Source organism: Chryseobacterium sp. KACC 21268 (assembly GCA_028736075.1).
Taxonomy (GTDB): Bacteria; Bacteroidota; Bacteroidia; order Flavobacteriales; family Weeksellaceae; genus Epilithonimonas.
Window position 1 is genome coordinate 3592230 of record CP117875.1, and the last position, 24972, is coordinate 3617201.

A 24972-nucleotide genomic window follows, 5' to 3' on the forward strand; every position below is an offset into this window, starting at 1 on the left:
TTCTTTTTTCAACCACTGTGTCAGCTGCTCGCGATCCGTTTCGCGAGGAAGAACACGAATGCCAACTTTTAAATTTTTAAGACAATGTTCAATCTATTTTTAATATTAATGGGATTATTTTCAAATCCTGCAAGTTCTAATACTTCAAATTGTGGCAATGATGAGCCTACACCTACAATTGCCCCACAACCAAATCCAGGAGATACTGGCGGAGATACCGGACATCCCGTACCACCAAAGATTATTGGCGGATAATGGTTTTCATTAAATTTATTTAATAATACATAGCGAAAGAACATTCTTTCGCTATTTTATTTAAATTTGATAAAAACTAACTATCTTGAAACTTCTATACTTGATATTCATCTTTTGTCTTGTTGCAAGCTGCTCAAAAAAAACAGCTAGCGAAAAAAGGAATGTAACTAATTTGTTCTATGATAAAGCTTTTGAGTTTAGAGATAAAGAAAAAATTGATAGTTCTTTTTTGTATTTCTATAAGGCTAAAGATATTTTCCTGCAAGAAAATGACAGTTTTGGAGTTGGAAAATGCCTGACAAATCTGGCAATTATTCAAGAAACAAAGGGTGATTATTTTGGAAGTCAAGAAACCAGTTTATCTGCTCTGGCATATTTCAAAAGCGTAGATACTTTACAGTATCAATATCAATCTATAAATTATAATTCTTTAGGCATCACTGCCAGCAAATTAAAAAATTACTCTAAAGCAATAGAATTTTATCAGAAGGCTTTAAATTTCACAACAAATATTGAGGATAGATTAATTTATCAAAACAATCTCGGTAACAACTACATCAATCATAAAAATTATGATAAAGCCTTAGAAATATTCAATAATATATTAAAAATTCATAATACTGAAGATGTTATTTATTCCAGGACCTTAACAAATCTGGCTTTGACTAAATGGCTTCTGATTTCTAATTATGACCCCATTCCAGAATACAATAAAGCACTTAATATAAGGCTAAAGTTGAAAGACGATTGGGGTCTTAATTCCAGTTTTGCTCATATTTCAGATTATTACATTAAAAATAATCAAGATTCTGCATTGATTTATGCAAAAAAAATGTTTGATGTTGCAAGACAAATAAAAAGTCCCGATGATCAGATTGAAGCTTTACAAAAATTAATTGTTCTTGACCCTAAAAATTATTCTTCACATTTTAATCGGTACGAATTTCTAACTGACAGCCTGCAAACTGCAAGAAATAAAGCCAAGAATCAATTCGCGCTTATTCGCTATGAAACGGAAAAGAATAAAGCAGATTTTCTGAAAGCGAAAGCGGAAAGTACAGAAAAGCAAAGTAAAATCATAGTGCGAAATATCATTGTTGTCGCTTTAATTATTTTTCTTTTTTTTGGATATTTATATTATACAAGACGGCAAAAAAGACTTAAACAGGAGAAAGAGCTTGAAGTAAAAAATACAGAACTGAAATATTCTAAAAAAATCCATGATCGTGTTGCGAACAGGATCTATCAAATCATGTCGCAGGTTGAGAACACCACAATTATTGATAGAAACGCACTCCTCTTCGGTTTGGAAAATGTCTATGAAACGACCCGGGACATTTCATATGACAACAAGGAAATCAATGAAAATCAGAACTATTATGAGCAGCTTCACAAGATGTTGGATTCATATTCTTCCGACTCAGTGAAAATCATTTACAATGGAAATAATGAAAATCTATGGGAAGATGTCAATTTCCATATTAAAACCGAAGCCTATCTGATTCTTCAGGAATTGATGACGAATATGAAAAAACATAGCAAGGCAGACAAAGTTTTTTTGAAATTCAGTAAAGACAGATCCGACATAAACATCTCATATACAGACAACGGCGTAGGAATGAAAGGTCATTTGCCAAAAAATGGACTTCAAAATATGGAAAACCGTATTAATTCTATAAATGGAAAAATTAATTTTGACGCAGAAACAAATAATCTACTGAAGATCAACATCGAATTTCCAATTTAAAAAATACAATATGTTTACAAGAGTTCTAATTGCAGAAGATTTCGAAAGCTCTAGCCTCTCTGTCCAAAAGGCATTGGATGATCTCAAGATATCCGACCCAAAATATGTCAGTTACTGCGATGATGCGATCAGCAGGATAAAAATGGGCATCCAAGAAAATACACCTTTTGAATTACTAATCACCGACCTGTCCTTTGAAGAAGACCATAGAGCGCAAAATATCAAAACCGGTCAAGAATTGATAGATGCTGCAAAAAACCTACAACCAGAACTAAAAGTGATCGTCTTCTCTGTCAACAAAAAGCAAGGCATTATAGATAAGCTTTTCGAAAAGCAGGAGATCAATGCATATGTTCGAAAAGCCAGAGAAGATGTAAAAGACCTGAAGAAGGCAATCCAAAAAGTTTACAAGAATGAGAAACATCTTTCCTATGACCTCAAAGGAAAAGAGAAAAACGCTTTCGAATTTTCTGAGTACGACACTTTGCTTGTTTCTTTGTTAGCCCAAGGAATACTTTTAAAAGACATTCCTAATTACTTAAAAGAAAACGAAATTAAACCTTCCAGCATGAGTGCCGTAGAAAAAAGACTGAAAGAGATCAAAGAATCTTTGGAGGTCAACAGCAACGAACAGCTGATTGCGTTCTGCAAAGATTTCGGAATTATCTAATACTCAACACTTACAGTTAAAAACTTTCAATTGATTTTGAAAGTTTTTTTGTTTTTTACGGATTTCCGTAAAGAATTGGTTTGGAGTGCGAGTAATTTTGGAGTGTTAAACAAATAAAAATATAACATTATGGCAAAGTATTATGTAAACAAAAAAGCGCAAAGTAATGGCGATCACGAAGTCCACAATTTAGACTGTCAATATCTTCCCAGTTTGGAAAACAGAAAGTATCTGGGTGAGTTTTCTTCTTGCAAAGAAGCGGTAAAAGAATCGAAAAAAACCTATTCAGATTCAAATGGATGCAAAACATGTTCTAATGAATGTCATACAAGCTAAATATCATGGAAACAACAATACAAAACGAAACAACTTTTTATCAAGATTCAACAGTAACTGTTACACAATCAAGATTCGTAACTCAATCAAAGACTTATGCAATGAGAAATATTTCATCGGTACATATTTTTGAAATTGTAAAAAGTAAAATGAAAGCAATACTTCTTATCTTGATCGGAATCCCATTATTCTTTTCCGGGAAAACAATTCTTTTTGCATTCATTCTGATAGCATTAGGAATCTGGTGGTTCATTTATATAAAAAATGAATATGCAGTAAGAATCAGCACCAATGCCGGAGAAGCCAACAGTATCATTTCTAAAGATAAAATCTATATTCAAAAAATTGTTAATGCTTTAAGCGACGCAATAATTCACAGAGGATAATAAGAGATGTTCTAAAATAAATCAAAAATTAAATACTAAAATCATTATGAAAAAACTACTTTTCACCTTACTTACTTTAGGATTATTAATTCCCACAACTTACGAAGCATCAACAAGCAATTTCTCATCTGAAACAGAATTTGCAGTCAAAAAACAAAAGAAGAAAAAATCCCTTAAGAGACAATCATCAAAATCCAACTCCAAAAAAAATAGCTGCACATACAACGGTTATCCATTGGAAGTCGGACCGAGAGGCGGCTGCTATTACTGGTCCGGCAACAGCAAGGAATATGTGGACAGAAGTTACTGTTCTGGATGCAATTGATGATGGAAAAAGCCAACCAAATTAATGACCTCAAAAGATTAGAGATCATTTACAAAACACTTTTTACATTTTGTGCGCTGGGTTGTTTTGTTGCAGTTCTTTCGCTCCCGATTTTATATTACACATTTCTTAGAATCATCGTTTTTGTTGCTTCAGCGATAACTGTTTATTATTTCGGAAGACAGAGAGAGTTTGGTTGGGTCATGATTTTTGGAATTGTTCTTATTTTATTCAATCCCATCATTCCCATTCATTTTTACAGAAAAATCATTTGGATCCCAATCGATATTGCTACCGGAATTCTATTTCTGCTACTTATCATTATCAAGAGAAAAGTAAAAGAAACTCCAAAAAAAGATATTCCGGAGACAACGCCACAACCAAAGACATTCAGCCGAGATAGAATCATTAAAACAAAACCAAAAAATAACTGCAACAATGAATGAAATGATAGAAACAACAGAGAGTCTGAAAGCTCATTTTCTCAGACTTTATCAAATGGCAATTTGTGATGACAATTTCAGTTCGCTAGAGCTGAAAGCGCTATACAAATCTGCAGAAGACAGAGGAATTTCCCAGAAAAAACTGGACGAAATTCTATTGAATCCAATTAATTCTAAAATATCAATTCCAGAGAACATCGAAGAAAAAATCGATTATCTCTACGATCTCACACTGATGATCTGGGCAGATGGAGAAGTAACTCCGAATGAAAAATCTTCCTTAGAAAAATACGTCCTAATGTTCGGATTTATGGAAGAAAACAGTTTGCAGATCGTGGATTATCTCATCCAATCTGTGAAAGAAGGAAAAAGTAAAAACGATATTTTCAATGATCTAAAAAACTAAATTATGACCAATAATATCAAAAACATTTTCAGATTAAAACCTGATCCAATCGTTAAAGAAGAATCTCCTTTGAAAGTTGTTGACAACAACACCAATCATGAATCAACAGAGGAAAGCAGAAAACGTACTTATCACGAGTCCGGCTACAGAGACAGCTCTAGAAACAGCGGGAATCATACGGCATTATCTATTTGTCTGGACGCAATCTATTCCAAATTTCAAAATGAAGAAAAAGAACTGGCTGATAAACAAAATAAGCTTAAAGAACCATACATCAATGAACAGAAAAACAAAGAGACCGAGATCAAAGGCCTCACAGTGTCTCTTGATAATAAGGAAGAACAGATAAAAGAAGTTCAAAACAGCATCGAAAATGTTCAGGATAAAATAGAATCTCTCAAGTTCGAAATCAATGACATCCCGAGAAATCCGGAAGTCTATCACATCAACGCCAGTAAAGGCGCTTCGACAAAATTCTGGATTGGTCTTTTGTTATTAATTCCAATAACGCTTTATCTTTTCACATTTTATATTTCAACCTCATTTTCGGCGTTCTTCAAAACATTTGACCCGAATGTCAGCATTATGCAGAGTGTTTTGGACGCTCAGGCTTTTAACAAAGCGTGGGAAGAAGGTCCTTTGGAAGGTGCTTTCGTAACCTTTATTCCGTTTGTTTTTCTGGGATTAGGCTATTTGATCCATATGTTTGGAGAGAACAAAAACTGGATCAATTACATAAAAATATTTCTTCTTTTCGTCGTGACATTCGTTTTCGATGCCATATTAGCTTACGAGATCGAGTCCAAACTTTATGAACTTAATAAAACCTTTGATTCGCCACCGTTCGATCTATCAATAGCATTTACCAAAAACCAATTCTGGGGAATCATCTTCGCGGGATTTGTAGTGTACATTATTTGGGGATTGGTTTTCGATTTCATTATGAAAGAACATAAAGAAAAAGACAAGATCAAGAATGAACAGCTGAAAAAGCAGAAAGATATCACAGTTCATCAAGACAGAATTACGGCATTCGAAAAACAGTTGGAAGAAATCAAAAACAGCATTGCAAGCATCAAAGATCTAATCATCAAAGCAAAAGGGAGAATTGAGGAACTTCAGAACATCGTTGATGGCGTCATCATCCCAACCAAAGAGTACAAATCTTACGCATCAGAATATGTGCAAGGCTGGATCACTTTTATCAATGAAAAATTAGCAACATCTCATCCTGTTAAACAAGAAATGATCGAGGAATGTAAGAACCAGTACAATTACAATCTTAATAAAGTAGGCGCCAATTCTGACAGTCAGAACTCTGTTTACGTATCCGTTTTATAAATCACCGAATATGAAAAAACTCTATTATTTATTAATTCTCTCTCTTTTTATACACTGTGGAAAGAAGCCAGAAACAAAGACTGGGGGCAAAAGCAATGACTCTATTTCCAGTAGTCATAACTTAAATCTAAGTATCTTAATTGATCTCTCTGACAGAATTGACCCCGAGAAATATCCCAATCCATCGATGGAATATTACCAAAGAGATCTGGAATACATCAAAGCGATCAAGGCAGGATTTATAGATCACGTGAAAAGTAAGAAAGTGATACAGCTGAATGATCAGATGCAGATCTTCTTCAATCCAGAGCCTTCAAATCCAGAAATCAATGAACTTGCAAAGCAACTGAAAGTTTCGTTTGACAAAAATACTTCAAAGGAAAACATCAAACTTGTTGATGAAAAATACACTTCTCTTCCTGAAAGGATTTATCAATCAGCCATTCAGGACAAGCAATATGTTGGCTCGGATATTTGGGGATTTTTCAAAAACAAAGTGAAGGACTACTGCATCAAGGATAAGCACAGAAATATTCTTTTTATTCTGACCGACGGTTATATGTTTCATAAAGATTCGAAATTCTCTGAGGGAAACAAAACGTCTTACCTCACTCCGGAATTGGTAAAATCTATGAAATTGAACACCTCTGATTTTAAAACTAAGATCCAGGACCAAGGTTTTGGTTTCATTAAGGCCAATGACAATCTAAAAGATTTGGAAGTTGTAATACTGGGAATCAATCCGGAAAAAGGAAACCCTTTTGAAGGTGATGTCATCAAAACATATCTGGAAAATTGGCTTATGGAAATGAACGTCAAAAAATACGAGGTGAAAGACGCAGACTTGCCAAGCAATCTAGAACCTATCATTAAAAATACAATTCTGAATAAGTAAAATCTACATTCAGCAAGATTAAAAGTGAACTTTCTAAAGATTGAAAGTTCACTTTTTTTATTACTATCAATTCAAACCTATCATAAAAAAAAAAAAACAACCAGCTGAAATTCAACTGGTTGTAATTTTACAATTTGTAGACCCACAGGGATTCGAACCCCAGATGACTGCACCAAAAACAGTAGTGTTACCGCTACACCATAGGTCTGTCCTTTATTGTGGTGCAAATTTACAGCTTTTTTCTAAACTTCCAAACTTTTTGTAAAAAAAATTGCATAATTTTATAAAATAAATTTTCGCTCAGCCTAATGTTAATCGACCTTTCCAAACCTTCACCCAATCAAGGAACAACATCTAACGAATTTGAAACCAAAGTTTTAGACTTCATAAAAGAGTGGTTTTCGGACTCAAAAACAGTCAAAATTCAGAGTTCTGGTTCTACTGGAATTCCGAAAATTTTTGAGGTAGAAAAATCAAAAATGTTGAATTCTGCTGAGATGACTTGCAACTTTTTGGATTTAAAAGAAGGAAATGTCGCATTAATTTGTCTTCCGATAGAATATATCTCGGGGAAAATGATGGTCGTAAGAAGTATTCTAAGAAAATTAAAACTGAAAATCGCCGAACCTTCCACAAATCCACTTCAAAACATCAATCAAGAAATCGATTTTTGTGCAATGACGCCTTTGCAGGTTGAAAATTCATTAGACAAACTTCATCTCATCAAAAACCTCATCATCGGTGGAGCCTCAGTTTCTGAAACTTTAAACAACAAAATAGTTCATTCGCTCAAACCCTCAAACTCTCCCACTCGAATCTTCGAGACTTACGGAATGAGCGAAACGCTTTCTCACATTGCCTTGCGACAGATTTTTCCGCATCAGGAAGATTGGTTCAACGTTTTTGAAGGCGTGGAAATTTCCTTGGACGAGAGAGATTGTCTGAAAATTTTTGCCCCAAAATTAAATTCAGAAGTTTTACAAACAAACGATTTGGTAGAAATTAATAATCAAAATCAATTTAGATTTCTAGGAAGACTTGATAATGTCATCAATTCCGGAGGCGCAAAGATTTTCCCGGAAGAACTGGAAAAATTAGTCAAACAAAACATTCCAAATGAAGTTATTTTCCTTGGAATCAATGATGAAAAACTCGGACAAAAATTAATTCTAATAATCGAAGGAACCGAATCGGAAGCTATCAACCAAAAACTTTCAGCCATCAACTACGAAAAATCATTTCATAAACCAAAAGACATTATTTTTGTAGAACAAATCCCAAGAACGCCAAACGGAAAAGTCAACCGACTGGCGTTGAAAAAATCAATCGAGAAATGAAAAACTTCACGTCCGAAATCACCTACAAAACTTCCCGCTCTTCCGGCGCTGGCGGACAAAACGTGAACAAAGTGGAAACCGCTGTCACGGCGATTTGGAACGTCTCAGAAAGTTATTATTTCTCAGACGAAGAAAAGCTAAGAATCTCCGAAAAACTCAAAAACCGCATCAATTCCGAAGGCCTTCTGCAAATGACTTCATCAGAAAGTCGAACACAACTCGCGAACAAAAAAATCGTGACCGAAAAGATGCTGGAAATGGTAGAAAAATCGCTTTTCATTCAAAAATTCAGAGTCAAAACCAAACCTTCAAAACGCCAGGTTCAAAAAAGAATCGACAACAAAAAGAAACTCTCAGAGAAAAAAGACAACCGAAAGTTTAAATTTTAAAGTCCGACAATTCTTCTATTTCCTTATCAATTTTCCGAGAATATTCGTACTGTTTATCACGAATCCTACCGTGGTTCGTCACCGTTTCATAATCCTGCTGATAAGCTTTGTAATCGTCATAAATCCGCTCGTAATACTTCTGCAAAGATTTAGCATCCAAATTTTTATCGCTAATCAACTTCCTGAATCTTCTAGCAAACAACTCCGCAATATCAAAATGACTTTGCTCGTGCATCAAAATAACATCGGTTTTATGCTCCAGATGCGCCCAAGATTTGGACGGAACAAAAAACGACTGGATTTTCACCTGCTTCGAAGTGAATTTCTTCGTCGAACTATTCAGCAAATAAGAAATCCCGCAAAAAGTAGTCGCCGCCGTTTTGGAACCATTTGGTTTCGCACCAGATTGAAAATCCGTCCATTCCAACTTCCGATTTTTATCCCAAAAAATTTTGTCCTGAGCATTTGCAAATCCTAAAATCAACACAAAACTCAAAACCAAAAATTGCTTTATCATAACGATTAGATGTTTTTTTTCGCCAAATGTTAATTTGTTTCCATAAAACTTGTATTTTTACCTCCCCTCATTTTTAAAAATGGAAAAAGAAATAAAGATAAATTTTCAGACCTACCCAAGTTACAACGACTTGCCAGAACTAGAAAAAACACTATTCGACAAAGCCAAATCCGTCCGCGAAAACGCCTATGCGCCCTACTCCAACTTCTTCGTCGGTTGCGCACTTCTTCTGGAAAATGGCGAAATCATCACCGGAAGCAACCAAGAAAACGCCGCGTATCCATCTGGATTGTGCGCCGAGAGAACCGCAATTTTCTGGACTTCCGCCAATTATCCCGACGTCAAAATCAAAAAAATATTCGTGATTGGAGGTCCAAAAGACGTCCTCAGCTCCACACCCATTCCACCTTGTGGTGGTTGCAGACAATCGATTCTGGAGTACGAAGCCAAGCAAAAAGACGAAATCGAAATCTATTTTGCCTCACCAGACGGCGAAATCATCAAGACAAAATCCATCCGAGACCTGCTCCCATTCTCATTCGACGGAAGTTTTTTATAAATAATTAGGAGCACGACGATTGGTTTATCGGCAGACGATTCCAACCTGCTGTCCACTATATCTTTTTTGTCATTGCGAACGACGGGAAGTCATTTCAATTGACGTTTTCTCCGCAATGCCAAAAAAGGATGCCGTTCCCATCAGGGCTATGTTGACGTTTTGTATTTCTTTTCACTTTTTAAGCTTGCCTAAAATCCATCGTTAAATGTCAAAGTAGTAGAAAAAATCTGTTTAATTTGCACAATCTGCGAGATAAATATTTCAATAAAATTTAAAAATAACATCAATAAAATCGAAAATCCCATTCAGCAAGTGAATGGGATTTTCTTGTAAAATGTAGATATGGATATGAAAATTTGGTTATTAGTTTTTTATAATTTTCTGAGTCAATTTTTTCCCATTCTCCAACTGAATTTCCACAACATAAATTCCCTTTTCAAGTCGAGAGAAATCTATGGTTTTGTCTGAAATCAGCTTCGCATTCACAACTTGTCCCGAAAGATTGTAAACTTTATGTGTTTTGATTTTGCTGGCTGTTTTTACATTTAAAATATCTTTCACAGGATTTGGATAGATAGAAACCGCCTCATTCTTGAAATCCGAAACCGCCAAAACAGAAAACTCCTTCTCCTCAGATTTATCCGAATATTTCTTGGAAGCATCGATGGTTTTCACACTCCAAAAAATCTTCGAAGGCAAATTCGTCTTGTCCAAATACCAACTTTTGGTCGTCACGATATATTTTGCGATGTCCGCCTTTCCAGACTCTGAACCAACCGTCAATTCATATTGAAGCGAATTCTCCAAAGTCTTGTCATCATTCGCACCAGACCAACTGAAATTGATTTTGTTGTTATTTTCGGTCGCGGTCAAGATTGTTGGCGCATTTGGTTTTTGATTGGAAACCATTGTCGTATTTCTAAACAACTTGGTATAAGGCATCAAATCCGGGTCAGCCCAATCGAAACCATTGGCGAGAATGTCCAGATTTCCGTCGCTATCGTAATCAAACAAAGCCAAAGTTCCGCCACTTCCAAGATTGTACAAACCAGAATCTTCCGACTTTTCAAACTTCTGAAGCTGTGGATTATAAAGATAAACATTCGTGTAACCATCGTAGTTGTCATCATCGCCCATCACTACGAAATCATAATAACCATCATTATTCAAATCGCCGACTTCAACATTTCCAGCCGAAAGTCCTTCGCCCTCAAACTTGCTTTCTGTAAAATTACCTTGTCCATCATTGGTGAAAACCGCCAAGTAAGAATCGAAATTCTCATCCTGACCAGTCACCACAAAATCCAGAAAACCATCACCATTGAAATCCGCAAAAGCCATTTTGCTATCGCTCACCGGTGGAAGTTGAGATTTCTGAACCAACGTCCCGTTCTCATTTATATAAATATTGAAAGTTCCTTCGTAATCAGAATTGAAACCGTTGACAACAGCATCCAGCTCATTATCATTATTCAAATCCACAATCTTGAAACTTCCGTTCTGCGTTCCCGGCAACCAAGCTTCCGTCTTTTGAAAACCGTTGGAATTGTTCGTGTATAAATCCAAATCTTGAGAAAATCCAACGTTGGCAATGTATTGCGTTCCATTGATGGCGTAATCCTGTTTACCATCGTGGTTGAAATCGAAAACGTCCAATCCGCCGTAGATTTTTCCAGGTGCATTATCAATCAAGGTGAAAGCTGAACCCGTATTTTTCCATCTGTATTGCTGATAATTCACAATATCATTATAACTAAGTCCAGTCGTTACAACATCCAAAAGTCCGTCATTATCAAAATCGATAAACTTGACCGCACTCAAATGAACCGAATTGTCTCCAAAATTTTGAATGGATGAGAAATTTCCGTTTGTGTTTTTATAGAAATCGTTGGACGTGACATCTACGTTTGTATCACCGTCAGAATCGATGGCGCCAGTAAAAAATATATCTTGAAATCCGTCATTATCAAAATCTGCCACCGCGCTCGCTGAGTAAAAGTAATTTTGAAGCGCAGGTTGAGAAACCTCTTCAAAACTTTGAGCTTTGGTAATGATAGCCGACAAAGCCAAAATTGAAATATAAAACTTCTTCATATTATTTTTATTTAGAATGATTAAAAATTACTTCGCAAAAGTAAATAGTTATCCATTCCAAAAGTGAATCTGGAATATGACATTTGTCTTGTTTCGGAAAAATCTAGTTTTAGATTAGAATCAAGTTATTGATTTGCAAAAGAATATAGTGATTTTATGAAATTTCAAAAATCTTACTTTCTTCGTGGATTCTCTTCACAACATTTTCTGTACGTTCCTTGTGCGTATCTGTAATGAAGATTTGCCCGAAGTTTTCTTTGTTAACTAACTCAATCAATTGAGAAACTCGGGTGTCATCCAACTTATCAAAAATATCATCTAAAAGAAGAATAGGAGATTTGCCAGTCAATTCTTTGATTCGGTTGATTTGAGCGAGTTTTAAAGAAACCAAAAACGATTTCTGCTGACCTTGCGAACCGATTTTTTTAATCGAGTTTCCATTCATTTCGAAAATCAAATCGTCCTTGTGAATGCCTTTGGAAGTGTAGGTCAGAACTCGGTCTTTATCAATGGAGCTCGACAAAAGTTCTTGAAACGTGTTCTCCGAAAGATGAGATTCATAAACCACAGAAACCTTTTCTTTTCCACCCGAAATAATGTCGTAATAATGCTGGACAATTGGATTTAGATTCTCAACAAACTCCTTTCTTTTCTCGAAAATCCGTGTTCCAAAGCTTGAAATCGGGTCATCGTAGATTTCCAAAGAATCCTTATCAAAATATCGATTTTTAGCAAAATTCTTCAGCAACGCATTTCTCTGCTGAATGGTTTTTTGGTACTGAATTAAATCAAAAAGATAAACCGAATCCGTCTGAGAAATCATTGCATCCAAAAACTTCCTGCGACTTTCCCCAGAATCAGAAATCAAATTGGAATCGTACGGCGAAATCATCACACTGGGCAAATAACCAATGTGGTCCGCTAATCTGTCGTAAGCTTTATCGTTTTTTTTGATAACTTTTTTTGATTCTTTTGGCATCAGAATTTTAATCAAATCTTCTTTTTCTTCATTCTGAATCTCCGAATCGATTACGAAGAAATCCATAGTCTTCTGACTTCCATCTTCCAGCTTCTGACTTAGAATATTATTGAGGTCAGAATTTCCCAAAAAACTTTTGCCAACAGAAAGATAGTGAAGCGCATCCAGAATATTGGTCTTCCCTACGCCATTGTTCCCGACGAAACAATTGATTTGTGGCGAAAAGTCAAATGTAACTTCGGAGTGGCTTTTGAAATTGATGAGTGATAGTTTATTGATAATCATTTACTTGAAATTCTTAACTAAATTTAAAAGGTCTGCTGGGTCTTTTCTTGTGTCCCAAATGAAAAGAATTTCTATGGAATCATCTTTTATTTTATAAAGTAGATAATAATCTTTAACAAGTTTTCCTCTATAAACCTTGCCAGAAATCGAAATGCCCGAATATGGAAAATCGGCAATTTGCTGTGCCGACTCTTCAAACAAAGTATTCAATTTTTTTGAATAACGTTTGGATTTATTTCTCCTTATCCAATATTGAAGAATTTCTTTCCGAATTGCTTTAGCAATCGGCGACCAAACTAATCTTTTAGCCATTCTTCGAAATATTCGTTTACCTCTTCGTTTGTAAAAGTTTGTCCATTTTTTATCTGCTCTTCACTTAATTTTAAAATTTCTAAAATCTCGGAAGGCAATTCTATTTCCTCTTCTTTAAAATATTCATCAACTTCCTCTTCCGTCATTGGTCGTTCGGATTCATAGATGGATTCTGGTTCTGCGACGATGTTTGTGGACTTACTTTCAAAATTTTTGAGAACTGAAGACAACAAATAATAATTCTGGGATTCGCAGATTTTCTGAATCAGTTTTATTTTAATGTCGTTGATATTTTCCATCACTCAAAATTTATGTAAAGATAAAAAAACGGTTTTAGAATTAATTTTAAATCAAAAAAGAATTGAAATTTTAAGCAATATTTTGTCGAACCACAAAAGTCACAAAAGTAATATTTGATTTTAGTTATTCAAAAGTGGAAAAAAGCAGATGTTATAAAACTTCTTTTGTGACTTTTGTGATTAAAAACCTAGTTTCCAAAATTCACAAAATGCGGAATATCTGCGCCAAAACTGTTCAATGGTAAAACGTTGTTTCGATTGCTGTTAAAATCAAAAACAGAATTATTATCGAAAGGAACTCGCGGATAATACGTGAACGAAATCTGAATCCTGTTGAACACCAAATATGGATTATTAATCAAAACGCCAATCCCGATTTTCGTGTTTGCATTCGTTTTCATCAAGCTGTCATTCGGCATCGCCAACCAGCCAACAGCAGTCGTGAGATATGGACTAAAATGAAAATTCTTCCAAGTCTTGTTCACAAAAAGCTGAAGTTGATATCTCAAAACCAACTTCTTCGTTCCAATGTAATCGGCGTTATAAACAGGGAATTCGTCGCGGGCAGAAAGATTGATTCGGTCTCGGTAGGAATAATTATGCTGTGGATTTCCAAGCGCTAAAGTTGGTGCGAAAAAATGTCTGACTTTCGCAAATTTCCAATCCATTAGGTTGGTAAAATAAGTTCCGTCCAATCGAAAAGATTCTCTGTTTTGACTATCCTCATTGAAAAATCTTCCAAACTGCGCTTTCAAATTGAAATAACCGATTTTTGTAAACTCGCCATATCCAGCTGAGATTCCGGCGTAAGGCATCACTTCTTTGCTTCTGGAAAGTACACCTGCAGTGACGCTTAATGAGTTTCCGTAAGAGATATCTTCAGGCAATTCGTATTGGAAAATATTTTTTTCGACGGCAAATTTCCTTTGGATAAAACCAACCGAACCCAACAAACTGCTGTAAGTTTTAAAGTAATCAAACTGGTCAATCCCAGGACTATCTTTGTACTGATAATTTTGAAAACGTCCAATGAAAGCGATGTTACTGGAGACTCTTTCCTCTGGATTCGCCGAAACCGGAATCTGATAACCGCCCCACAAATCCTGACTGTAAACCTTGATTTGAACCTCTGGCAACGCACTTCTGTCCACCATTGGCAAAGCGACATTTCGCATAAAATATTCAAATGAAAAACCGCCAGCCCACTTCGTCAACGGAGAGAAGAAATCTCTTCTCGCATTTACATTAATTCGCTCATTCTTCCAAAAATCGCGTTCGCCCAAAACTTGCGCATTGATATAAGAACCGAACAGATTGTAAGCTGTGTAACTTCCCATCAGATAATCCTGATTTTGCTTGGAATCGTTTCTGTAAAGGAAATTAGCTTCGTGTCCGAGTCCTAAAAAATTCTCTTCTGTGACGCCCATTCCGATTTTGCTTCCGGAGAAACTTCCGCGTGGTTTCAAACTCCAGGAATCGAGAACTTGCACTACGACATCAATAGAATCTTTGGTCGAAGTGCTGTCTGCAATACTGATTTTCACTCGATTTACGAACGGCATTTCACGGAGAAGACGCTCGGATTCGTAGAGCTTCTGGGCGTTGTATTCTTCTCCTTTTTTGAAAAGCAAATAATTATTGACCGTCGAAATTCTGGTATTGGAATGCAGATGATTTGTGAACCAATCGTACCATTTGGCTTTTTCCTTTTTTTCTTTGGTGTTGTATCCAAATGGGTCAATCGTTTCGATTTTGATATTTCGGATGTGCTTTCCGTCGTAAGACGCTTGTGTTTCCTTCTCGGTACGGGTTTTCACCGAAACAGAATCTGCTTCGCGACGAAAGATGAAACGGTGGATGAATTTGGTGAATTTTCTTTTGTCTGAGTACCTTTCAATCTTATAATAGATAGAATCCTTTTTCTCTTTCTCTTGCGCAGACACAAAAGAAACGCTACATAAAAACAGAATTAACGCAAGAATATTTTTATGCATCAGATTACAAATACTTCAAAAATTAATTAGTAAAATCCTTCTATCAATTTACAAGCCAATAAAGCAAAATCACCAACAAAGGCAATCCGCTACAAGATTCTACCCAAAAGGAAAAGTAAGTTCCCTTATTATCATTTTCAGAAAAATAAATCATAATAAATGTGAAAACCGTTGTCATTAAAAAACTTAAGGCAAATTCTCTATCAAGAAATATCAAACTTAATAAACAAGCAACGAAAACTAAAAGATAAGCCAAGTACTTCGTTTTCTGAGCACCGATTAAAATGGGGAAAGTCACCACATCATCACTTTTCATATCACGAATATCGAAAGGAAGAACCAAAGCCGAAATAAACAACCACGAAATCCAGAAAATCTCCCAATTGAATTCGGGGAGAATGAGCCAAGCATTAATCAAAGCCCAAGTCAGGCCAACGTAAAAGACTTTTAACAAAGGAATTTTTCGAATGAATTTCTCAAGGAAAAAAGAATTGTAAAGTAAGCCAATGACGACAATCACAGCCCACTTTAACAATCTGATTTCGTTGTGATTAAATACAATCAAGCAAAAACTCAAAATGCCACAAATGAAATTAAAAACCAAAATCTTGATGAAAGTCTTTCTACGACTCTGATATTTGGTGTATAGATAACCGCTGAAATACGTGATAAAAATCAACAGCAAACTCGGCCAACGGAATATGTTTTGCTCCAGCATAAAAAATCCAGCCATCATCGTTCCCATCAGCGAGACAAAAATCTGGCTGTCAATCACATATTTTTTTGCTAAATTTAAAATCGACATTTTACTTTTAACAAATGTCCGAAAAATTGTTCTAAATCAATAAGATTTCCAAAGTGTTAATTTTTAAAAAAGATTTTAATCTTTCCAACCTTTGATAAAATAATGCATCTTTATACAGTGAATCATTCACTCAAAAAAAAATAAAAGTCAAATATGAAAATCATTAAATCAGTCTCAGTTTTCTTGCTGATGTTTTTCTTCATCAACTTTTCGGCGCAGAACTACTACGATTCTCAATGGAAAAAAGTGGAGGAAAATTACAAGAAAGGAACTTACAAAAGTAATCTTCCGATAATTCTGGACATTCAAAACCAAGCGATGAAAGACAACAACGCCATCCAAATCATCAAATCTCTGAAAGCGGAATTCAGCATCCTGAAGCAAACGCACGACGACACGCAGAATGATGAAAACTCAAAATTCTTTTCGAAACTTCAAAGCACGGAAACCAAACTGAAAGGCGATGAGAAGCAATTGTTTCATCTTCTGACATTGGAATTCATCAATGATTATTACGATAACAATTCGTGGAAAATCAATCAGAAAACGAATATCGACAATCAAAATCTGTCGCAAATTGAGACTTGGAGCAAACTGGATTTTAAGAATTTCTTGACTAAGAATTATTCAGATTTGGAGAAAGAAAATTCAGTTTTGAAGAAAATTCAGACGCAGAAATACAAGGAAATTTTTGAAGCGACAGAAAATTTGGATTACTTCCCAATGCTTTCGGATTGGTCAAATTTCAATTACATCGAGTTTTTGAGAAATCAAAATCTGTTCACGCCAAACGAACTGAAAGTCAATTCAAAGAAAATTAATGACCTTTATGATTCGGAGATTTCGGCGAATTCTGGGAATTCAAAACTGTATTTCCAACATCAAAAAATCAATTATAATTGTGAGCTTAACAATTGCAAAGACAAATTTGCTCAAATTGAAAAACTAGTTGGAGATGAATCTTTGAAAGGAGATTACAAAGTTTTGATTATTGATGAAATGATTGAGCTTCTTCAGCAAAAAGACGATAACAAAACAGCTTTGGTTTGGGTGAATAAAGCGAAAGAACTTTATCCAAAATCGAAGTTCATCAATAATATTCTTAACAAAGAAAACGCGATAAAAAATCCGCAACTTAATTTATTTTACGAGAAAGAAACACAACCGAACAAACCGATTCATATCGTTGCGGAAGTTAAAAATGTGAAGCAATTTTCATTGAACATTTATGAAGTGAAAGATGATTCGCAAGGTTTTTTGAATCACGTTTTCGATTCTTATAAAAATCCTTTTTCTAAGGTCAAAAAATCGTTGGTGAGAAAGGATGAATTCAGTTTGCCAGCGTCTTCGGATTTCAAATCGCATAAAACATCACTCGAACTAAAAGTGCTTCCAGCAGGGATTTATCTGGCGGAATATGTGGTGGAAAATTCGGTTCAGGGAAATTATTATTTCATTGTTTCGGATTCGAAAATTATCTTCTCCAAAAAAGACGACAGCAATCCAAAAGCCAATATTCTGAAACTCGTGAACAACGAAAACGGAAAAGCTTTCATTAATGAAAACCTAGACGTCACCGAATATGTTCGCGGAAAAGCCGTTACAAAATACACTGTAAAAACAGACAAATTCGGTAATTTTCAGTTTCCAAATTCTGCGAATCAGGAATATTACAGAAACTTCCTTGTGAAGAATGGAAACAATTTTTCGATGATAAATGTTTATGGTTACGATTACGGCAACCGAAACAAATCTGAAAATCAGGAAAGCGCGCAGATTTTCCTCGACAGAAAAATCTACAGACCTGGACAAATCGTTTACTTCAAAGTGATTGCAACGGGCATCAATGGCGAAACCCAAAAAATGAAAACGCTTGAAAAAGTAAAGTTGAATATCATTTTGAACGACACCAACGGCGAAGAATTACAGACTTTGAAATTGACAACCAATGAATTTGGTTCTGTTAATGGCAGTTTTACTTTGCCAAAAAACAAGTTGAACGGAAATTTCAATATCGAAGTTGACGACGATAATAATTCCGCTTATAACATCTCTGGTTACGCAGATTTTCAGGTTGAGGAATACAAACGTCCGAAATTTGAAGTGACTTTTGAACCGATAAAAGACGAGTACAAATACGGTCAAACCATCGAGCTGAAAGGAAAGGCGATGATGTTTTCCGGCGTTGCGTTGAGCAATTCGACGGTGAATTATGAAATCAAAAAACAGAATATCCGTTGGCGTTATTTCTGGTGGTATCCGCGTGGAAACGATAATGAAAACTCGATTCTCGGAACGGCAAAAACCAATGAGAAAGGTGAATTTACCATCAAAGTAGAACTTAAAAAAGATGAAACTTTGGAAGGAATTCAAATTGACAATTACGCCATCAACGCTTCTGTGACGGACATCAACGGCGAAACTCAATCTGCGGACACAAATGTGAAAGTAGCTTCGGTTTCTCATTATATTTCAGCGGACAATGTTGACAATATTTTCTCTGATGAAGCTGTAAAACTAAGTGTTTCGACGAAAAATTACAACGACCAGGTTCTTGCAAAATCTTACAATGCAAAACTGGAAAAGCTGGAAGAACCGAAGCAGATTTTCAGAAGTCAGTTTGAAAATACAATTCAGGATTTGCCGAAACTTTCTAAGGAAGAATTTGTGCAAAAGTTCCCGCACGACAGATTTGATAAGACCAATGAAGAGAAAAACTGGAAGGTGGAAAAAGTTGTTTTTGATAGAATTGAGAACCAAGAGTCAGGAAGCAAGAATGCAAATCCTGAATCTCGAATCTTGAATCTTGGCTCTCTAAATGCGGGAACTTACAAACTTCAACTTTATAATATCGAAGGAAAAGACACGATAAAAACGGAGCAATTCTTCAAAGTTTGGGATAAGAAATCGCTGGGGCAAAATCAAAAACCGTTCTTGGAAGTCATTAAACCAAAACAGGATTTAAAGCGTGGTGAGAAAGCGAAAATCTTTGTTTATTCGGCTGTTCCGGATGCTTTGGTAAATGTTTTTGTTCAAAATGGAAAAGGCGAAACGGTAACGGAAACGCATTCTTTCAAAAATGGAATTTTGGAATATGAAACTTTGATTCCGAAGGACGAAACTGTTTCGAGAGTTAATTTACAATTTCAATTGGTTGCATTTAATGATGTGAAAACTGAGAATGTTGATTTGAAAATTGCTGACAGCAAAGATGATTTGAAGATTGAAACGGTGACTTTCCGCGACAAACTTCAGCCTGGACAAAAAGAAAAATGGACGGTGAAGGTTTCTGGTGCTGATAAAGAGAAAATCAATGCTGAAGTTTTGGTGGGAATGTATGACAAATCGCTTGACCAATTTGCCTCGAATAGCTGGAACTGGCAAGGATTTTATTCTCAGTTTTTTCAGAGCTCTTATGATTTGAGAAATGGTTTAAGTCAGGAAAATTTTAATAAGAATTCTAAATATTTAAAGACTTATAATATTAATAATCCACAGTTTAATTGGTTTGACTTAACACTTTTCTATACTTCAAAAGGCAGTTACACCGTCAGAGAAGGTGTGAAATCTGCAGTATATGCGCCTGCTCCCCCGCCGTCCAATGCAAAAGTAATGATTAGGGGAAACTCTACTATCCAAAATGACAAAGCAATGGCAGAAACTGCTCTTTATGGAAGCCGTGGTGGAAGTATTGAAAGCCTAATAAAAACATTACCAAGTGTCAACTCAAATTCGGAAATGAGCTCTCAAGAAAAAGATGACTTAAACAAAATCCCAGTTCGTCAAAACCTCAACGAAACAGCGTTTTTCTATCCGAATCTTTTGACAGATAAAGATGGAAATGTGAGTTTTGAATTCACTTCTCTGGAAGCTTTGACGCAATGGAAATTGATGTTTTTGGCGCATACGAAAGATGCGCGTTCTGCGACTTTGGAAAAATCTGTGGTGACGCAGAAAGAGTTTTCTATCACACCAAATTATCCAAGATTTTTGCGTGAAGGTGATGAATTGAATCTTCAATCGAAATTATCAAGTTTGGTGAATCAAAAACTGAATGGTGTGGCGCAATTGCAGATTTTGGATGCGTTTACGAATGAAGATATTTCGGAGAAATTCGGGATTAGCCAATTGACTGCGGTTCCTGTTTATAATAAAGAACAATCTTTTACATTATCGGAAAACGGCAATTCAGTTGTGAATTGGAAAATAAAAGTTCCGAATGATGTTTCATCAATTATCATTAAAATTGTTGCGAAAGCTGGAAACTTCTCAGATGGCGAACAAAAAGCCATCGCCGTTTTGCCAAATCGAATGTTGGTGACGGATGCGCTTCCAATTTTTGTGAAAGAAGGTCAGACGAAAACTTTCACTTTGGAAAATCTGAGAAACTCAAATTCTAAAACGTTGACCAATGTCTCCAACACTTTGGAACTGACGACAAATCCGATTTGGGAAATTATGTTTGCGCTTCCAAGTTTGAAAAATGACACGAATAATTCTGCGGATGTCATCTTCAACAAATGGTTTGCAGATGTTTTGGCTTCGGAAATCTTCAAAGCCAATCCGAAACTGAAAACGGTTTTTGATGAATATCAATCGAAAGGTTTATTGACATCGAATCTGGAGAAAAATCAGGAGCTGAAACAATTGTTGCTGGAAGAAACGCCTTGGGTTTTGGAATCGAAAAATGAGACCGAACAGATGGAAAAACTGGCGAGATTGTTTGATGCGAATACGATGAGAAATTCCATCCAAAACGATTGGAGCGAATTGCAGAAATTGCAAAATCCTGATGGTGGATTTAGTTGGTACGCCGGTTATCCGAGTTCGTATTACAATTCACTTTATATCTTGAAAAATCTTGGAAGAATCAATGAATGGCTGAAAGGAAATGTGGCGGACTACCAAAGTTCTGAGCAGAAAGAAATGGTTGCAAAACTGATTTCTTATGTGGATAATGAAGTGAATAAATATTGGAAGACAGACAAAGACAATGTTTGGAACAACTTCGTGATTGATTATCTCGACACCCGAAATTATTGGGAAAAAGAGTATCCTTTGAAAAATAAAGGTGCAAATCTGAAAACTTTGGTGATTACAAAAGCGAAAATAGCAAAAATCACGGATTTCACTTTCTTTGGATTGCATCGTTCGGCTTTGTTATTCCATAATTATGGATTGAAAGATGTTTCGAAAAAATTGATGACTTATCTTAAAGAAACTTCCACAGACACAGAAACGCAAGGTGTTTATTGGAAACAAAACCTGAACGATTGGGGTTGGTATTCTTCCAAAACGGTGAATCACGCAGGAGCTTTGGAAGCGTTTAACAAATTGACGCCGACGGATGAAACCTTCATTGAAGAAATGAAAATCTGGCTCGTAACCCAAAAAGAAGTGAATTCCTGGGGAAGTTCGCGCGGAACTACGGAAGTGATTTTCACGATTTTGAATTCAGGGAAATCTTGGACTTCAGCGGAATCTGATAAAGCGGAAATTACTTGGGGCGGAAAAGCTTTGAAGCCTCAAATACAAGCGACAGGTTATGTGAAACAAGCGATTACTTCTGATAATTTGGATAAAAATCTGGCAACGGTTTCCATTAAAAAAGACAGTCCGGGAATTGTGCAAGGTGGTTTGTTCTGGCAATATTATGAGGATTTGGATAAGATAAAATCTTCGGAAAGCTATATTTCCATTACGAAAGAATTGTACAAAAAAGTGAAAACTGAAAACGGTGAACAATTAATTAAAATCAATGAAAATTCGCCATTGAAAGTGGGTGATAAGGTGACCGTAAGAATGATTCTGAACACCGATAGAAATATGGAATTCATTCACCTGAAAGATATGAGAGCGGCCGGTTTTGAACCTTTGGATGTGATTTCTAGATACGAATGGAAAAATAATTTGGGTTATTATCAATCCACAAAAGATGCTTCCACGAACTTCTACATCGAATATATGCCGAAAGGAAAATATGTTTTCGAGTACGATTATGTAGCGAATGCAAGCGGGAAATTCTCTAATGGAATAACGACTTTGCAGAATTATTACGCACCACAGATGAATGCTCATACTCAAGGAACTAAAGTAATAATTTCGGAATAAATACAATCATTAAAATGTTAAAATGACAACCAAATAGAAATGTTTGGTTGTTTTTTTATATTTTTACTCCTTATTAAATAGCTCATAATTTTTAATTAGTTTTAATTAATAAACAAAAAAAATCAAGCTATATAAAAAATTCAGTATCAATAAATAAAATTTTTAAACAATATCTCAAAAAAAATCATCATCTAATTTTATAATAATGGTAAAACAATTATTCACTGTCACTGGCATAATGGCTTCTATGATGCTAAGTGCACAAAAAAACTTTTGGAGTCCGGTTCAAAACAAATCTTCCTTAGCAACTGCTAAATTGATGGAAAGAACCACAACACCAAATGATTACAAGATCTACAGCTTGAACTTGCAAGGCATAAAATCTGAACTGGCGAAAGCTCCAAACAGAGAATCTGGCAATGATAGTTTTGTCCTGAAATTCCCAACAGCTTCTGGAAAGCTGGTTGACTATGTCGTGAAAGAGGCAGCTGTGATGGCGAAAGAACTATCTGACAAATATCCAGGAATCAATTCCTATGTTGGATACCAGAAAGGAAGTCCGGAAAACAGCATCAGATTCAGTATCTCGCCGTACGACGGACTAAATGTGATGTATTTTGACAATACGAAAATCAGTTACCTGGATACTTATACAAGTGACCTAAATAACTACATTGTTTATGAAAGAAGCAGTTTGCCTGTAAATCCGGAAAAATTCAACTGTGATTATGGTAAATATAATTTTGAAAATCCGCCAGTTGAACAGCCGGTTTCTCTAAAAGCACCTTTCGTACAAGATGGCAAACTGAGAACTTACCGTTTGGCTTTGGCTGGAAACTTTGAATATTCCAGATACCATTACAACAGAGCTGGTCTTGCAACCGGAACAGTTGAACAGAAAAAAGCTGCTGTATTAGCTGCTATGAACGCAACAATGACAAGAGTAAATGGTGTTTATGAAAAAACAGTTTCTCTTACAATGGTTATGGTTCCAAATAATGATCAAATCCTATTCGTCGAAAATACCAATGATGGTTACACCAACGGTAGTGGTGGAACAATGTTGGGAGAAAACCAAACTGTTTGCGACTCCAAAATTGGAACTGCAAATTACGATATCGGACACGTTTTCAGTACTGGTGGTGGTGGTGTTGCATACTTGCAATCTCCTTGTAGCTCAATCAAAGCTGGTGGTGTGACAGGATCTTCTGCTCCTATCAATGATGCTTTCAACATTGACTACGTAGCGCACGAAATGGGACATCAGTTTGGAGGAAACCATACCTTCCGTGCCAATACAACAGATGCAGGATCTTGTAGTGGTAATTCCAATACGGTAACTGCAGTAGAACCAGGAAGTGGATCAACCATTATGGCCTATGCAGGAATCTGTACTTCCGTCTACAATTTACAAAACAACAGTGATCCATATTTCCATTCTGTAAGTGTGAATGAAATGTACAACTTCATTACGCGTGGTACGGACTGTTCTGTAAAGACTGCAAACAACAACTCTACACCAATTGCTGACGCAGGTTTGGATTACACTATTCCGTACGGAACTGCATTTGTTTTGACAGGCGCAGGAAGTGACCCAGATGGTGATGCTGTAACTTACCTTTGGGAACAAACCAATGCTGCTGCACTTTTCTACAATCCACAACCACCTACAGCTACTACGGTTCAAGGAACAGTTTTCAGATCATACAATCCTAAAACGACTCCTGAGAGATATTTCCCTCAAATGAGTTCTATCGCAGCAAATAACCTGACGCCAACTTGGGAAGTGATTCCAAGTGTAGCTAGAACGTTGAACTTCTCATTGCTAGTAAATGACAACAAAGCAACTGGTAACCAATCTGCAAGAGATCTAATGGTTGTAACTGTAGCTAATACAGGACCTTTCAAAGTGACTTCTCAGACTTTAGCAGCTAATTACATTGGAGGAACCCAGCTTCCGGTAACTTGGGATGTTGCAGGAACCAATGCAGCGCCAATCAATACGCAAAATGTACAGATCTACATCTCTTCTGACAATGGACTTACTTATCCAACACTACTTGCAGAAGTACCTAACAACGGATCTGCATCTGTTACACTTCCTAACGAAAATAACGGAAATGCAAGAATTATGGTGAAAGCAGCTAACAATATTTATTTTGCAGTGAACTCTGCTAGATTTAATATCAGTAAAAACCTTGCGGTAAATGAATCTGCTTTCAACAAAGGTTTTGCACTATATCCAAATCCTGCAAAAGGAGAAGTTAATATCTCTCTTAGTAATGCAGCCAAAGGTGCAACTTATCAAATCCTAGATCTTTCTGGAAAATTGCTTTCTAATGGATCTTTGGAAAATGAAAAAACTAAAGTGAATATCTCTACTTTAAAAACCGGAACTTACAGAATTGTAATTTCTAACAATGGAGAAACAACTAGTAAAAACCTTATCGTTAAATAATTTAGTTTAATGATAATCCATAAAAAAGA

General features: G+C 35.8%; 22 protein-coding genes and 1 tRNA gene. 15 read left to right on the forward strand and 8 right to left on the reverse strand.

The window, feature by feature from the left end:
- The first annotated feature begins 84 nt into the window (after positions 1–84).
- The 10 genes from PQ459_16380 (at position 85) to PQ459_16425 (ending at position 6804) form a co-directional block, all read left to right on the forward strand.
- Complete coding sequence (locus PQ459_16380) at positions 85–255, forward strand: hypothetical protein (protein WDF46466.1); 171 nt, start codon at positions 85–87, stop codon at positions 253–255.
- Positions 256–340: 85 nt separating this feature from the next.
- Positions 341–2002, forward strand: coding sequence for a hypothetical protein (locus PQ459_16385; protein WDF46467.1), 1662 nt, complete (start codon positions 341–343; stop codon positions 2000–2002).
- A gap of 10 nt (positions 2003–2012) precedes the next feature.
- Positions 2013–2672: a response regulator gene (locus PQ459_16390; protein WDF46468.1), complete on the forward strand. Its 660-nt coding sequence runs from the start codon at positions 2013–2015 to the stop codon at positions 2670–2672.
- 129 nt (positions 2673–2801) lie between these two features.
- A complete protein-coding gene (locus PQ459_16395; GenBank protein ID WDF46469.1) occupies positions 2802–3008 on the forward strand; it encodes a hypothetical protein in 207 nt (68 codons plus the stop codon).
- A gap of 5 nt (positions 3009–3013) precedes the next feature.
- Positions 3014–3394 (forward strand): DUF6232 family protein, encoded by a 381-nt coding sequence (locus PQ459_16400; GenBank protein ID WDF46470.1) that lies wholly within the window; start codon positions 3014–3016, stop codon positions 3392–3394.
- A 46-nt stretch (positions 3395–3440) separates the two neighbouring features.
- The gene (locus PQ459_16405) at positions 3441–3719 is read left to right on the forward strand and encodes a hypothetical protein (GenBank protein WDF46471.1); all 279 of its coding nucleotides are present in this window, start codon (positions 3441–3443) and stop codon (positions 3717–3719) included.
- Positions 3719–4165, forward strand: a complete 447-nt coding sequence (locus PQ459_16410) for a hypothetical protein (protein ID WDF46472.1) — start codon at positions 3719–3721, stop codon at positions 4163–4165. Before PQ459_16405 ends, PQ459_16410 begins: the two co-directional genes overlap by 1 nt.
- The gene (locus PQ459_16415) at positions 4158–4568 is read left to right on the forward strand and encodes a hypothetical protein (GenBank protein ID WDF46473.1); all 411 of its coding nucleotides are present in this window, start codon (positions 4158–4160) and stop codon (positions 4566–4568) included. The genes PQ459_16410 and PQ459_16415 overlap by 8 nt, the downstream gene beginning before the upstream one ends.
- Before the next feature lie 3 nt (positions 4569–4571).
- Entirely contained in the window at positions 4572–5909 is a 1338-nt protein-coding gene (locus PQ459_16420) for a beta-carotene 15,15'-monooxygenase (GenBank protein WDF46474.1), read from the forward strand.
- Between the two features lie 10 nt (positions 5910–5919).
- The gene (locus PQ459_16425) at positions 5920–6804 is read left to right on the forward strand and encodes a hypothetical protein (protein ID WDF46475.1); all 885 of its coding nucleotides are present in this window, start codon (positions 5920–5922) and stop codon (positions 6802–6804) included.
- Between the two features lie 137 nt (positions 6805–6941).
- On the opposite strand, the gene PQ459_16430 is transcribed toward PQ459_16425, so the two are convergent.
- A tRNA-Gln gene (locus tag PQ459_16430) sits at positions 6942–7012 on the reverse strand.
- A gap of 100 nt (positions 7013–7112) precedes the next feature.
- Between PQ459_16430 and PQ459_16435 the strand changes: the two genes are divergently transcribed.
- Together PQ459_16435 and arfB are read left to right on the forward strand one after the other, a co-directional pair.
- Positions 7113–8141: an AMP-binding protein gene (locus PQ459_16435; protein WDF46476.1), complete on the forward strand. Its 1029-nt coding sequence runs from the start codon at positions 7113–7115 to the stop codon at positions 8139–8141.
- On the forward strand, positions 8138–8530 hold the full coding sequence (arfB, locus tag PQ459_16440; protein ID WDF46477.1) for an alternative ribosome rescue aminoacyl-tRNA hydrolase ArfB: 393 nt from the start codon (positions 8138–8140) through the stop codon (positions 8528–8530). Before PQ459_16435 ends, arfB begins: the two co-directional genes overlap by 4 nt.
- Here arfB and PQ459_16445 read toward each other — a convergent pair.
- Positions 8520–9047, reverse strand: coding sequence for a DUF922 domain-containing protein (locus PQ459_16445; protein WDF46478.1), 528 nt, complete (start codon positions 9045–9047; stop codon positions 8520–8522). The genes arfB and PQ459_16445 overlap by 11 nt on opposite strands.
- Positions 9048–9126: 79 nt before the next feature.
- Between PQ459_16445 and cdd the strand changes: the two genes are divergently transcribed.
- The gene (cdd, locus tag PQ459_16450) at positions 9127–9606 is read left to right on the forward strand and encodes a cytidine deaminase (protein WDF46479.1); all 480 of its coding nucleotides are present in this window, start codon (positions 9127–9129) and stop codon (positions 9604–9606) included.
- A gap of 363 nt (positions 9607–9969) precedes the next feature.
- Here cdd and PQ459_16455 read toward each other — a convergent pair whose 3' ends face one another.
- From PQ459_16455 to PQ459_16480, 6 genes are all read right to left on the reverse strand, one after another.
- Complete coding sequence (locus tag PQ459_16455; GenBank protein WDF46480.1) at positions 9970–11700, reverse strand: T9SS type A sorting domain-containing protein; 1731 nt, start codon at positions 11698–11700, stop codon at positions 9970–9972.
- Between the two features lie 154 nt (positions 11701–11854).
- Complete coding sequence (locus tag PQ459_16460) at positions 11855–12964, reverse strand: DNA replication/repair protein RecF (GenBank protein ID WDF46481.1); 1110 nt, start codon at positions 12962–12964, stop codon at positions 11855–11857.
- Positions 12965–13276 carry a type II toxin-antitoxin system RelE/ParE family toxin gene (locus PQ459_16465; protein WDF46482.1) on the reverse strand — a complete coding sequence of 104 codons (312 nt, stop codon included), beginning with the start codon at positions 13274–13276 and terminating at the stop codon, positions 12965–12967.
- The gene (locus tag PQ459_16470) at positions 13261–13575 is read right to left on the reverse strand and encodes a hypothetical protein (GenBank protein ID WDF46483.1); all 315 of its coding nucleotides are present in this window, start codon (positions 13573–13575) and stop codon (positions 13261–13263) included. Before PQ459_16470 ends, PQ459_16465 begins: the two co-directional genes overlap by 16 nt.
- Positions 13576–13763: 188 nt before the next feature.
- Entirely contained in the window at positions 13764–15569 is a 1806-nt protein-coding gene (locus tag PQ459_16475) for a hypothetical protein (protein WDF46484.1), read from the reverse strand.
- Positions 15570–15612: 43 nt separating this feature from the next.
- Positions 15613–16374 carry a UbiA family prenyltransferase gene (locus tag PQ459_16480; GenBank protein ID WDF46485.1) on the reverse strand — a complete coding sequence of 254 codons (762 nt, stop codon included), beginning with the start codon at positions 16372–16374 and terminating at the stop codon, positions 15613–15615.
- A 153-nt stretch (positions 16375–16527) separates the two neighbouring features.
- On the opposite strand from PQ459_16480, the gene PQ459_16485 reads away from it, so the two are divergent.
- Together PQ459_16485 and PQ459_16490 are read left to right on the forward strand one after the other, a co-directional pair.
- Positions 16528–22485 carry an MG2 domain-containing protein gene (locus PQ459_16485; GenBank protein ID WDF46486.1) on the forward strand — a complete coding sequence of 1986 codons (5958 nt, stop codon included), beginning with the start codon at positions 16528–16530 and terminating at the stop codon, positions 22483–22485.
- A gap of 205 nt (positions 22486–22690) precedes the next feature.
- Positions 22691–24943 (forward strand): M12 family metallo-peptidase, encoded by a 2253-nt coding sequence (locus tag PQ459_16490; GenBank protein ID WDF46487.1) that lies wholly within the window; start codon positions 22691–22693, stop codon positions 24941–24943.
- Positions 24944–24972 lie beyond the last annotated feature (29 nt).